The organism is Rhizobium sp. CFBP 8762 (assembly GCF_014841565.1).
Classification (GTDB): Bacteria; Pseudomonadota; Alphaproteobacteria; order Rhizobiales; family Rhizobiaceae; genus CFBP-8762.
On record NZ_JACYUD010000012.1, the window covers coordinates 44,160 to 54,776 of the forward strand.

Below are 10,617 nucleotides of genomic sequence, written 5' to 3' on the forward strand. Positions count from 1 at the left end.
GGCCGCAATGCCTCTCTGTTCACCTTCCCCGACCGCCCTTTGAGGCGGTTTTTTTGTATCTAGAGGATATCGCTATGACGACATCACCTTTGCGGGTTCTCCCCGTCGAGTGGCTTCCGGCTGCCCAGATGAAACGCATTATCTGCCACTGGACGGCGGGCGGACATAAGGCCACCGAGTTCGACCGTGGGCATTATCACATCCTGATTGAGGCGGATGGGCGCGTGGTGCGCGGTACGCCATCCATCGACAAGAATGCCGCGCCCGTGAAGGCCGGTTATGCGGCCCACACGCTGAACTGCAACAGCGGTTCCATCGGCGTGTCGCTGTGCTGCATGGCCGGGGCCGTGGAATCCCCCTTCAATCCCGGCAAGGCCCCCATGACCAAAGCACAGTGGGACAAGCTGGCCGTTGTCGTGGCTGATCTGTGCCAGCGCTACGGCATCCCGGTCACTCCTCAAACCGTGCTCAGTCATGCCGAGGTGCAGGCCAATCTCAAGATCCCGCAGCGGGGCAAGTGGGACTTCACCCGCCTTGCCTTCGATCCATCCATCATCGGCGCAAAGGCCTGCGGTGACCGCCTGCGCGCCGCTGTGAGTGCCCACCTCAAAACAACAAAGGAGACATCATGAATATCTTTCTTTCCAACCTGTGGCTCATCTTAGAACCGTTTGTGGAGACGTTCACCATGATCGTTGGACCTGCGCTGGCGGCGTGGCTGGCCACCCGCATGGTGCTGTTTCTCAAGATCGACAACGAAGCCAGAAAGCTGCAAGTCGAACAGCAGCTGCGCGATGCCCTTCACAAGTCAGCAACGAACGCCATCCACATGGCGCTCACCAAATGGGGCCACCCGGCCGGGGCAGTTCCATCTGCCGACGTCATCGCCAACGCGGTCAATTATGTGCGCACCAACAACCCGGACGCAGTTGCCCGGTTGAACGTCAGCCAGACGGCGCTGGAAGATATCATCTTGAGCAAGGTGCCCCCGCTGTTTGCAGGCCAGCAGAAAGGGGGAGGCTGATGTCGCTCGGCGAATTTCTGACGTCGCTCGGTATCAATCTCAACATTGTGCTGGCGGGGCTTGCCGGTGGCCTGCTGCGGGCTTTGTCCCGCAAAGAGTACAAGCCCCGCGAAATCATCGTCTCGCCTTTGTGCGGCACTCTGGCGGCGGTGAATCTGTCGGCGGTTGGTGTCCACACCATCACCAGCGTGGCCAGCTTTATGGGCTGGGCCATGCCGGCCGATGCCCTGTCGACCGAGCGGGCCGTGGCGTTCCTTATCGGCGTCAGCGCCATGTGGATCTCCGACATCGTGTTCGACCTGGTTGCCCGAAAGCTGAAGGCGATCTGACCGAGACCACACGAACAGTCGGCCGGTGGGTTTATCCCTCCGGCCTTTCTCTTGTTTCTTGGAGTGAGCGATGAGCAAAAACACAGCCGGTTTCGGCACGGCCTCGGCCCTGACGCACGCCGAAATGGGTAATGGCACCTATACCGAGCGCATGCTGGCGCTGGCGATCCCCTCGCAGATCGACAGCAACGGCTACCCCGTCAATCCCGATGGCATGGCCCAAACGCTGGCCTATACCGGCGATAACCTGACCTCGATACAGGCGAGCGATGGCGTGGGCGTATGGGTGAAAACCTTCACCTACACCAATGGCAAGCTGACCGGCGTCAGCGCGTGGGTCAAACAATGACAATCGTTCGCGCCGGCAACCTGACGCGATATATCGGCGGGCAGCCTTTGGGTGTTGGTAGCGTGCGAACGCGGGTCGATCCTGTCAGTGGCCTGCCCGTTGTCGATATCGGCATTGGTTCGGGGCTTGGCTTACGTGTGCAGGGCGGCGTTGCACCGGCTGCCACCATTGCCGGTCTCGATCTGGATTTTGCAAACGGACGCTACGCCTTCAATGGGCCTTACGTGGCGGACATTTCGGCCTTGCCCGGCTGGGCGTTTGCCCGCAACAGTCAGGCAACGGCGCAGACAGAAGCGCGCGAGGTGAGGACGTTTGGCGTCAACGTGCCTGCGATCACCGACCGGGGCCTGTTGATACAGGAGGCAAGTGGCGGCCGCGACGCCGACCTTGCATCCATTGGCGGCTTGCTGGCGCTGTTAATAGCGCCCTTCGTGATGTTTGGCGAATGGACGGTCGGGACTGTGCCGGTCGGATCGACGGCGCTGTTGACACAGTTAAAAGGACCGACGCTTGGCATCGATCCCGCACGGGTCAAGATCAGCTATCCGGGCGTGGCCGATATTGTGACCATACAAGGCGCACTGGCGGCGAGCACACGCAACCGGATGGCAGGGCGGTTCAAGCCCGGCGATTATGCCGTGTCGATCAACGGCGCAATTGCCAAGTCAACCAGCACCCGCGCCGTATCAGCGATTGAGCGCATGGATATCGGCAAACAGGCGCGTTTCCTGAATGGCTATATCCGTCGCCTTCGCATCATCCCCGGCGACATGACGGACGCGCAGCTGCGCGACCTGACGACTTAACCACAACACTTTCACAGACATCGGCCGGAGGGGTAACTAAAGCTGAAGTCGATCTGCTCGACACCACGCAAAATCAGCCGGGGCATGCTTCCCGGCTGAACAGTGACTATTCTTTGTCTGTTATGGTTTTGGGTGTCTGTTCGTGTGCTGCTAGACCGATTTCACATAGGCGGCGCATAGCTTCAGCGCGGCTACGAATGCGGTTTGAAAATCCCCAGTTATCAATCAGTTCTGCTTCTCTAGGCGACAGCATTAGCTGAAATTTTATTGTCTTCATTTCGTCGGGCATTTGCATTTCCTTTTTCAGCTACCTTTGCCACATATCCAGCCGTGCCTATCGTGGCAGCCTCCCCGTAAAGAACCGATTACCCTCCCGACTTCCGCATTTGGCGCAGCGTATCTTGAAGGCAATCTGCCCAAGGCTGGCATACTTGCCGAACCGACGCTCCAATGCCCAGCGGTCGAGCCAGCCCTCGCGCTCGCAACGTGGGCAATATGCTCCGAGCCTCTCCCATTCCTTCAGCTCGGCCAGTGTCTGGCCGCTGATATCCTCGATCTCGGGTTGTCGCAGATCGATTGACCGCCGGTGCTTCATACCCGCACCACCGGCAGGTCAGACAGGCGTGTGGTGTAGCGCGGTGACCGGAAGTCCGCCTTCGTTGCCCAGGTTCGTTTGAAGCCCTCGCTGGCCAGTACCATCGTTTTTTTGCCGAAGCGGTCGTTGACCTGATCGAGTGCATGCATCAGCTGGGCGCTGCGCGGGTTCTCAATTTCAAACAGTTGTTTTGGTGCATCCTGTTCTGCGATCAGATCCTCGAGGATGACACCGGCCTTGGTATAGCCATGACCATTGCCACCGCGATCTCCCTTCCAGCCGCGCTCGATGCAGCGCCGGGCTGATGACACCAGCGCAAACGTGTTGTTGGACGGCGGTGAGATGTCCGTGGACCGCGAGGCGGAATGTTGCGGTCGTTCTGGCTTGTGTGGGTTTGTGTGGAAGAACGCTGTCAACTGATTGGCTACCAGCCCGTGACGGCGAAGCTTTTGCGCTGCCCGGGTGGCGTGGGCCGTGACGGCTTGCATCAGTTGATCGAACGTCACCATCGGTTCGCCGGCCGAGCGTGTAACGGCGGTGCCCTTGCGCTGCGGCTCCACGTCCTGCAGATCCATGCAACGCACCCCGCGCAACTCTGCGACAGTTCGCTCCAGCACCACCGAGCCGATCTTGCGCGCCAGCGGGAAGGGCATGTCGCGCAGCTGTGCCACGGTGTTAATACCCTGCGCATGCAATTTGGCTTGCGTCTGTCGACCAACGCCCCATACTTCACCCACAGCAATACGATTCATGCAAAAGGCTGCGACCCGTTCGTCTGTCATGTCACAGATGCCGCCGAACACAGGGTTCTTCTTGGCCGCATGATTGGCAAGCTTCGCCATGGTCTTTGTCGGTGCGATCCCGACACAGGTAGGGATGCCTGTGCGCTCTCTCACGCAGTCGCGCATATCAGCTGCCTGGCGCAGCATACGCCCGCCAAAGCCGCTCATATCAACGAACGTTTCGTCGATGGAATAGACTTCGACCGATGGCGAGAACTCGTTGACGGCATCCACCACGCGGCGGCTCATGTCGCCATAGAGGGTATAGTTCGATGACAGGGCACGAATGCCGTGGCGCTGGACGGTGTCGCGGATCTTGAACATGGGATCACCCATCTTGATCCCAAGTGCCTTGGCTTCCTCCGAGCGGGCAATGGCACAACCGTCATTGTTCGACAGCACGATAACGGGAACGCCAATCAAACGACGGTCGAATACCCGCTCGCAGGACACATAGAAATTGTTGCAGTCGATCAGGGCAATAGGATCGGCCATGGTCAGTCAATCGGGTAGCGGCGCACGACACCCGCAACGACGCCCCAAAACTCTGTGGTCTCGGTCACAAGGATCGGCTTGTAGGCCGGGTTGTCGCTGCTTGGGTCCAACCACAGGCGACCGTCACGACGGGCAAGCTTCTTGATGGTTACGCCGCCATCAACCACTGCCAGCACGATCCGCCCCGGTGCTTTCTTGCCTGCGCGATCCACGGCAATGATATCGCCGTCGAGAATACCTTCGTGCTGTAAGCTCTCGCCAGAGACCCGCCACCAGAACGTCGAGCTTTCCCGACGAACCACCCAGGCAATCGGATCAATGCTGTCTTCCAGATCATCGGCGGCAGGCGAGGGGAAGCCAGCCGGGACAATGATGCTCGAGAGACGGACAAGCTGCGGAATATGTTCGACAGCAACCGGCGTCAACGTCGGTTCAGGGGCATTGGAATTTGGGCGCACGTAGTTGTTCTCCTGTGATGGGTCACAGTCGGGGTGAGGTTTAACGATGTCGGGTTCACGCCGTAATGGCGCTATGTTCGCAACATGTTCCAACTAGGAATGAGTGTCAAGCTCAGGAGGATCGCGTTCCTAGATGATTGAGACGTATGGTCTAAAAAACCAGTTTAAAATCATGGGATTGTGAGAATGAAATTTTTCTTTGACGATATGACGACGTCATCACTGGTTGGTGACGACATGTTTCACCTTAAGCGAAACTAAATATCCCGATAAATCCTATGGTTGCTTATATTAATTGTATGTGTTTTAGTTATGGCGCACGTAATCCTCACTGTTGGAGATGAATATGACTGATTTCGCCGCAGCTTTGCAGGAACTGAAAGATCATCACATCAATAACATCAAGCAAGGAAAGCGCAGATATTACGTCCCGTCTGAACGCGTCAGAAAATTCTACGAACTAGAAATCAATGTAAGTAACGATAACAAAGACATCATTGAACTCCAGAATCTTTCACAGGATTTGGGTCAGCAACAATCTAATGATAATCGTACGGCAATCTCCAGCTCAACGGAGGCTTATCAAAATGCAGGAGCGACACCTGCTGCTCAAAGTACTTTTAGTGAGCAACTTGAAAAGCAACGTCAAGCAGCGATAGAACAGGCCGTCGATCACGTAAATAAAATCTACGACAAGGCGGCAATTATTGCTGAAAAACATCCCGACCTTCAACCTTTAATTTTATCAACACTTGATACTATCTCCAAACTATTCGAAGAATTGTACAACAAGCTTTCAGACTTTATATCAGGTGTAATTGATACGATTGTCGAATGGCTTGATCACGCCTGGAAAACTATAAAGGACACATTCAACGCATTTACGAGCTGGATATCTCATTGGTTCTAGATACAGATCAATGAGACTGGAAGCAGTTTGAGTTTGGTTGGTAGAGCGGGGGTGCCCCGCCTCTACCAATCACAGACTACCAACAACGCGCATGATAGTCTGTCGGCTGGTTTGGTATTTCCGCGCCATTGCCGAAATTGACATCCCCTCCCCCGCATCTTTTTTCACATCATCTTTCTGTTCCTCGGTCAGCGACCCCGGCCGACCGATTGCTTTTCCCTGCGCCCTCGCCCGCTTCAATCCGGACTGTGTTCGCTCGATCAGCAGATCCCGCTCGAACTGTGCGACGGCATTGATGACGTTCATCGTCATCATGCCGACCGAGCTGGTGAGATCGACGCCACCTAGCGCTAGGCAATGCACCCTCACCCCCATGCCCTCCAAACGCTTCACTGTCTGGCTGACGTCAATGGCGTCCCGGCCGAGCCGGTCCAACTTCGTGACGATTAGCACGTCACCCGGCTCCAGCCTGTCCAGGAGCTTCATAAACCCGGTGCGCTTGGCGATAGCCGTACTGCCTGACACGGTCTCGGCGATGATGCGGAATGGCTCGACCTGAAACCCGGCCGCTTCGATTTCATGGATCTGGTTTTCCGTCGTCTGGCCGACGGTGGAGACGCGGACATAGGCAAAGGTGCGAGGCATGGTCAAATCTATCCGAAACGAGTGTCCATAAGTGGCTATCTGTTCATAACCCAAACCACCTATGTTTTGAACAGGGTAAAAGCAGACCTGTTCAAAGCGCTCGGTTTCGGACAGTTTTGATTAGTCCAAAGCCTTAAAGTTTTCCCGCAGTCCAACTATCACTGAACTCTCTTTGTTAGAAAAACATTGATCTGTTGCAGACCACCCTAGCGATGCTGAATGCATACGACGCCGCAACCGATCTGCGATTTTCTACTTGAAGGTAGCCGCACCCGCTGCAGCTGCTATTATACTGGCCGTAACAGTACGTAACTCTTGGCCAACCAAATCAACAAAAGAGTTTGCTGACTGATAGAGTTCATAAATCTCAGTCGGAGTCAGGTCGATAAACAGGCTGGCGTAATCACCATGGACAAGCCGATTGCGCTCGCTGCCGATTTTTAAGAACGACTTGACGGATTTCGCAAGATCTGCGTCGCTGGCAACTTTAGTTGTCATATAGTTCTTAAATGTTTCACCAAACATTCCAAAGAACTTATTTGCATTAGGTTTGTCCCATTCGAACCATGTATGGTACTGACGAGATATCGCTTTTTGCTGAACGAGCGCTCGGATTAGTTCGTTTCCCGAAGTGATCTCATCAGTAAACGCTCCAACTTCCCGTATCAGCCGAACCTCGAAATAGCTTGCGGCACCCAGCAACAAAGTTTTCCGTAGGTTCGCTTCCAACATAACATGAAGTGATATCTCGTTGGCGGCTTTCAAAACTGCTACAGCATCTTGGAACTCGTCATATATGTTGTCAACAACAGCCATTACAGTGCGCTCAAAATTGCTTCAGCGCGGTTGATCCGCTGCAATACGTTCGCAGTCCTTGTTGTGCCCTCGACCGATGCTGCTATGAAATGTTCATCCACAGAAAGGTTGGCAACCTGGGTAGCGTCAATCACTCCTTTGAGTCCGCGTCTCTCATGAAAAGCATCTTTGCAGACTGCAGCGAACGTTGCCTCGAACAAGGCCAAATTGAACCTGTTATTGCGCGCGTTGATGAAGGCGTTGTCAGGTAAAAGACTACAGCTTTCTACAAACGTTAAAAATATTGTTTCCAGCAGCTTATTTTGATCATCGGTGTGAGTTTCACAACGCCGGGAAAACTGGTTGAGAAAACGCACCAAAGAAGGAGCATAGTTATGGCCTTCGATTAACATAGCGAAGCCACGGAGCATGACTTCAACGTCTTTCATGTGAATATCTGGCTGGTCGTCCTGAATTATTCGTCGCCAGCGGACGTCTTGATTCACACGATAAAGCATGCCGTAAAAGTTGGAATGATACATGCTTGTACGTATTTCCTGTGGTCGCAAGTTCACACCGCCAGTATTCAGCCGATTAAATACCTCGTATATTGAGGAATCGTCATCACTAGGGGCATTCTGTTTTACAACAATGTTCCGAATAGGGCGCAAATCAAGCTGCGTTTTGTAATCTCCGAGCGTTGCATAATTTAGACCGTTGAATCTATTTTTTGCATTAGGAAGCTTTTCGGATAGCTTTAGTTTAAAATCTTCAAAATATTCATCATTGGCTAATATTTCCGACGGAATCATTCCATTTTGGTCAAAAATGGTCCTAAGTTCAACTCGCTTCTCTTTTCTGGGAAAACGACGCTTTATAAAATAGTAGATTGTCATCAAACGTTGTTGACCGTCAATTACAAGAAACTTATTCCGCGATTGCTCATAGAGAAAGAGTTGTGGCACGGGAATCCCCATTATCAAGGATTCAATAAGCTTCGACGCTCGTACCCGGTCCCAAACAAAATTTCGCTGAAAGCCTGGAATTTTAACTGCGCCTGATTCAATAAAGCTGAAAAGTGTTAGAACGTTAAAATCGTTTGGTGAAGCTGTAATGTCGTATTCATCAATTTGCGCCTCATCGTCGCCATCCGCATAGTCTTCAAACCAACTGTTATCTTTATCGCCAGCAGCCATATTTATCTTTGCCTCTATTTTGTGCTAAATTTTATTACAAATGTATGCCTTAACTTCACCGAAACCTTGATTATGGTCAATCGTATTCAGTAACGGACTTTTACTAAGCACGCTCGCTTTCCTCCACTGGTAACAATCATTTGCAAGTCACCTATCGATTTAAAAAACCGGAGCTGAGGTCCAAAATAATCTTTTGAAGAACGCGCGTTAACGCAAATGCGTCAATCAATTTTTGCTCGATCCATTAACTCTTTTAATGCCTCCGGATAACTTAGTCGGTTTTGCATCGCCCAAGTCACAAAGCGATTGTAGGTTGAAACCGGCGGCCGAATATTGAGGTTCGCTGACGGTTCAGCCTCTTTCCGACGCACAACTTTTTGAATTGGCTCCCGCGCGACAAAACCATGACGAGCCGCAACTTCATCAATCTTATGGTCAGGCACTGAAACTTCAGGCTCTGGATCCGGCTTAATGTCTGCCAAGCGTTTCGTAAAACCAAGGTTCTTCACGCTACTTTCTCCTTCTCCATAACCATTGCTACGAGTTCCTCGGTCAACTGGAGCGCATTTTCTCGCGCTTTTGGCAGACCGTTCACCTCGGCTTCGTCCAACTCGTCCAGATCCAGCTGGTGATAGAACATGCTTTTGAATGCAGCGCGTTCATTCAAGTGATGCTTGAACTGCGGTATATCGCCATCCTTTAGTTGGGCGAGAATGGCACGCTCCAGTTTCGTCGCAATGACCGGCGAGGTGCGGGTGAACAGAACCCGATACGGGATGACCTTATCGAAGGCATCCCCCTCGTCGTTGATAAGGTGGATCGCGCGCGCGGCCAGTTCGGCATCCGTTGGGCTGGCCTGAATTGGTATGATAACCAAATGCGCGCGAAAAAGCGCACGCGACATGAGGCGGCTGGCCGTGCCTTCCAGGTCGACAAACACAAATTGTTGCGTCCGCCGATGTGCATCGAGCTTTTCTTTGAAAGTCTCCTCATCGATGGCGCTATCAACCACCACCGGGTTTTTGGACCCCCCTCCCCTCCAGCCGGCAATAGGCTGATTGCGGTCGCAGTCCAAAATCGTGACGCTCGCGCCCTGACGGGCAAGCGTTGTGGCGAGCACCAGCGTCGATGTCGATTTTCCGGCCCCACCCTTCGGGTTGGCCACGGCGATAACAGGCATTCGTATCCCCTGTAGTTGCAAGCGTCATATGGCATCATAATGCGTCTAAAAGGTTTATGACGCGTTAAGATGCACGTTGACTGACGTTAATGCGTTACGATTGACGCGCGTTAACGCTGATTGCAAGTCTCGAAACCTCGCCTCAGCTACTTTCATAAGCAACCTACCGGCCCGCTTTAGCGCGGGTCGGAACCGCCGCAGGGTCGCGTAAGCGGCCCGAACAGCGGCGTCCGCTTTTCTTCCTCTATTATATTAAACCTAGATTGGGTTTCTGTCCGCTTGGCGGACTCGCGCTGTTTGATGAAACCACCGAGCCTCGCCAACGCCCGGCCTATAGGATTATCGCCGACTTCAAAGAGTGCCAGTTGATTGGCCTCCAATGTCTTGCGGTATTCGTCAAACATGGCCTCTCGGGCAGCGAGAGCGATCTGTGCATCGTCTGCCGGGGGAGGGGCCTTGCCATAGCGGCCGAGGCAAGCCTCTGCGCGAGCGGGCAGCATCAGGCGGTAGGCATTGCTGGTCTGTTGCAGCTGGGGGCCAGCGCCGTCGTTGTGCGTGGGGACAAACCGGCGCAGCCAATCGACAAAGCCATGGGTGCGCAGCGCCTTCAGTGCACGGACAATCGCATCGCGTGACCGGCGCAGCTTTCCCATCATTGTCTCGATAGACGGCTCCAGTCGGCCGCTGCGGTAGTCCACCATATTGGCCAGAAGATCCAGCACCTCGATGGCGACCGCGCCCAGCGGCCCGTTGCGCTTGCCGCGCTCCTTATTGGCCACCTCGAAGCGACGGGCTGCCAGAACGATGCGGCGCATGTCCTGCCGGTTTGTCCGCCGCCAGAACGTGCCTTCGCACTTTCCGGCCTCGCGTGAGTTGCGCCGGATCGGCATACGGCTTCGCCGTGACGGCGCTTTGGCAAGCGCCATCCTATAGATATTCGACATGGTTCGTCCCCGACTCCATTCGGAAGGCAGGACGGCAGGCAAAGAAATAGCGTTCCCGGAAGACTCACATCTTGCAGGTTCTTAAAATCTCACCTATGTTGGGAATGAA

At 54.0% G+C, this 10,617-nt stretch carries 16 protein-coding genes; 6 read left to right on the plus strand and 10 right to left on the minus strand.

The window, feature by feature from the left end; all coding sequences use genetic code 11:
• Window positions 1-74 precede the first annotated feature (74 nt).
• The 5 genes from IFT84_RS20635 (at window position 75) to IFT84_RS20655 (ending at window position 2,508) form a co-directional block, all read left to right on the plus strand.
• Complete coding sequence (locus IFT84_RS20635; protein ID WP_192122511.1) at window positions 75-632, plus strand: peptidoglycan recognition protein family protein; 558 nt, start codon at window positions 75-77, stop codon at window positions 630-632.
• Window positions 629-1,024 carry a hypothetical protein gene (locus tag IFT84_RS20640; protein WP_192122512.1) on the plus strand — a complete coding sequence of 132 codons (396 nt, stop codon included), beginning with the start codon at window positions 629-631 and terminating at the stop codon, window positions 1,022-1,024. Before IFT84_RS20635 ends, IFT84_RS20640 begins: the two co-directional genes overlap by 4 nt.
• On the plus strand, window positions 1,024-1,353 hold the full coding sequence (locus tag IFT84_RS20645; RefSeq protein WP_192122513.1) for a hypothetical protein: 330 nt from the start codon (window positions 1,024-1,026) through the stop codon (window positions 1,351-1,353). Before IFT84_RS20640 ends, IFT84_RS20645 begins: the two co-directional genes overlap by 1 nt.
• A 70-nt stretch (window positions 1,354-1,423) precedes the next feature.
• Entirely contained in the window at window positions 1,424-1,702 is a 279-nt protein-coding gene (locus IFT84_RS20650) for a hypothetical protein (RefSeq protein ID WP_192122514.1), read from the plus strand.
• Entirely contained in the window at window positions 1,699-2,508 is an 810-nt protein-coding gene (locus tag IFT84_RS20655) for a hypothetical protein (protein ID WP_192122515.1), read from the plus strand. Before IFT84_RS20650 ends, IFT84_RS20655 begins: the two co-directional genes overlap by 4 nt.
• A gap of 106 nt (window positions 2,509-2,614) precedes the next feature.
• On the opposite strand, the gene IFT84_RS20660 is transcribed toward IFT84_RS20655, so the two are convergent.
• The 4 genes from IFT84_RS20660 to IFT84_RS20675 are packed head-to-tail and all read right to left on the minus strand — an operon-like array spanning window position 2,615 to window position 4,838.
• The gene (locus tag IFT84_RS20660; protein WP_192122530.1) at window positions 2,615-2,797 is read right to left on the minus strand and encodes a hypothetical protein; all 183 of its coding nucleotides are present in this window, start codon (window positions 2,795-2,797) and stop codon (window positions 2,615-2,617) included.
• A 45-nt stretch (window positions 2,798-2,842) separates the two neighbouring features.
• Complete coding sequence (locus IFT84_RS20665; RefSeq protein ID WP_192122516.1) at window positions 2,843-3,103, minus strand: hypothetical protein; 261 nt, start codon at window positions 3,101-3,103, stop codon at window positions 2,843-2,845.
• Complete coding sequence (locus IFT84_RS20670; RefSeq protein WP_192122517.1) at window positions 3,100-4,380, minus strand: Y-family DNA polymerase; 1,281 nt, start codon at window positions 4,378-4,380, stop codon at window positions 3,100-3,102. The genes IFT84_RS20665 and IFT84_RS20670 overlap by 4 nt, the downstream gene beginning before the upstream one ends.
• 2 nt (window positions 4,381-4,382) lie before the next feature.
• Window positions 4,383-4,838, minus strand: coding sequence for a LexA family protein (locus tag IFT84_RS20675; RefSeq protein ID WP_342212898.1), 456 nt, complete (start codon window positions 4,836-4,838; stop codon window positions 4,383-4,385).
• A 346-nt stretch (window positions 4,839-5,184) separates the two neighbouring features.
• Here IFT84_RS20675 and IFT84_RS20680 point away from each other — a divergent pair, with 346 nt between their 5' ends.
• On the plus strand, window positions 5,185-5,748 hold the full coding sequence (locus IFT84_RS20680; protein ID WP_192122518.1) for a hypothetical protein: 564 nt from the start codon (window positions 5,185-5,187) through the stop codon (window positions 5,746-5,748).
• Between the two features lie 69 nt (window positions 5,749-5,817).
• Here the strand turns inward: IFT84_RS20680 and IFT84_RS20685 are convergent, their stop codons facing one another.
• The 6 genes from IFT84_RS20685 to IFT84_RS20710 form a co-directional block, all read right to left on the minus strand.
• Window positions 5,818-6,393: a recombinase family protein gene (locus IFT84_RS20685; RefSeq protein ID WP_192122519.1), complete on the minus strand. Its 576-nt coding sequence runs from the start codon at window positions 6,391-6,393 to the stop codon at window positions 5,818-5,820.
• Window positions 6,394-6,645: 252 nt separating this feature from the next.
• The gene (locus IFT84_RS20690) at window positions 6,646-7,209 is read right to left on the minus strand and encodes a HEPN domain-containing protein (protein WP_192122520.1); all 564 of its coding nucleotides are present in this window, start codon (window positions 7,207-7,209) and stop codon (window positions 6,646-6,648) included.
• Window positions 7,209-8,384 carry a DUF262 domain-containing protein gene (locus tag IFT84_RS20695; protein ID WP_192122521.1) on the minus strand — a complete coding sequence of 392 codons (1,176 nt, stop codon included), beginning with the start codon at window positions 8,382-8,384 and terminating at the stop codon, window positions 7,209-7,211. The genes IFT84_RS20690 and IFT84_RS20695 overlap by 1 nt, the downstream gene beginning before the upstream one ends.
• Window positions 8,385-8,605: 221 nt before the next feature.
• Complete coding sequence (locus tag IFT84_RS20700) at window positions 8,606-8,893, minus strand: hypothetical protein (RefSeq protein ID WP_192122522.1); 288 nt, start codon at window positions 8,891-8,893, stop codon at window positions 8,606-8,608.
• Window positions 8,890-9,564 carry a ParA family protein gene (locus IFT84_RS20705; RefSeq protein ID WP_192122523.1) on the minus strand — a complete coding sequence of 225 codons (675 nt, stop codon included), beginning with the start codon at window positions 9,562-9,564 and terminating at the stop codon, window positions 8,890-8,892. The genes IFT84_RS20700 and IFT84_RS20705 overlap by 4 nt, the downstream gene beginning before the upstream one ends.
• Before the next feature lie 176 nt (window positions 9,565-9,740).
• Window positions 9,741-10,508, minus strand: a complete 768-nt coding sequence (locus tag IFT84_RS20710) for a helix-turn-helix domain-containing protein (protein ID WP_192122524.1) — start codon at window positions 10,506-10,508, stop codon at window positions 9,741-9,743.
• Between the last annotated feature and the right edge of the window lie 109 nt (window positions 10,509-10,617).

Bases quoted from the DNA above. Each gene is read 5' to 3' on its own strand.
- IFT84_RS20635 (WP_192122511.1), top strand. From the start codon at position 75: ATGACGACATCACCTTTGCGGGTTCTCCCCGTCGAGTGGCTTCCGGCT.
- IFT84_RS20640 (WP_192122512.1), top strand. From the start codon at position 629: ATGAATATCTTTCTTTCCAACCTGTGGCTCATCTTAGAACCGTTTGTG.
- IFT84_RS20645 (WP_192122513.1), top strand. From the start codon at position 1,024: ATGTCGCTCGGCGAATTTCTGACGTCGCTCGGTATCAATCTCAACATT.
- IFT84_RS20650 (WP_192122514.1), top strand. From the start codon at position 1,424: ATGAGCAAAAACACAGCCGGTTTCGGCACGGCCTCGGCCCTGACGCAC.
- IFT84_RS20655 (WP_192122515.1), top strand. From the start codon at position 1,699: ATGACAATCGTTCGCGCCGGCAACCTGACGCGATATATCGGCGGGCAG.
- IFT84_RS20660 (WP_192122530.1), bottom strand. From the start codon at position 2,797: ATGCCCGACGAAATGAAGACAATAAAATTTCAGCTAATGCTGTCGCCT.
- IFT84_RS20665 (WP_192122516.1), bottom strand. From the start codon at position 3,103: ATGAAGCACCGGCGGTCAATCGATCTGCGACAACCCGAGATCGAGGAT.
- IFT84_RS20670 (WP_192122517.1), bottom strand. From the start codon at position 4,380: ATGGCCGATCCTATTGCCCTGATCGACTGCAACAATTTCTATGTGTCC.
- IFT84_RS20680 (WP_192122518.1), top strand. From the start codon at position 5,185: ATGACTGATTTCGCCGCAGCTTTGCAGGAACTGAAAGATCATCACATC.
- IFT84_RS20685 (WP_192122519.1), bottom strand. From the start codon at position 6,393: ATGCCTCGCACCTTTGCCTATGTCCGCGTCTCCACCGTCGGCCAGACG.
- IFT84_RS20690 (WP_192122520.1), bottom strand. From the start codon at position 7,209: ATGGCTGTTGTTGACAACATATATGACGAGTTCCAAGATGCTGTAGCA.
- IFT84_RS20695 (WP_192122521.1), bottom strand. From the start codon at position 8,384: ATGGCTGCTGGCGATAAAGATAACAGTTGGTTTGAAGACTATGCGGAT.
- IFT84_RS20705 (WP_192122523.1), bottom strand. From the start codon at position 9,564: ATGCCTGTTATCGCCGTGGCCAACCCGAAGGGTGGGGCCGGAAAATCG.
- IFT84_RS20710 (WP_192122524.1), bottom strand. From the start codon at position 10,508: ATGTCGAATATCTATAGGATGGCGCTTGCCAAAGCGCCGTCACGGCGA.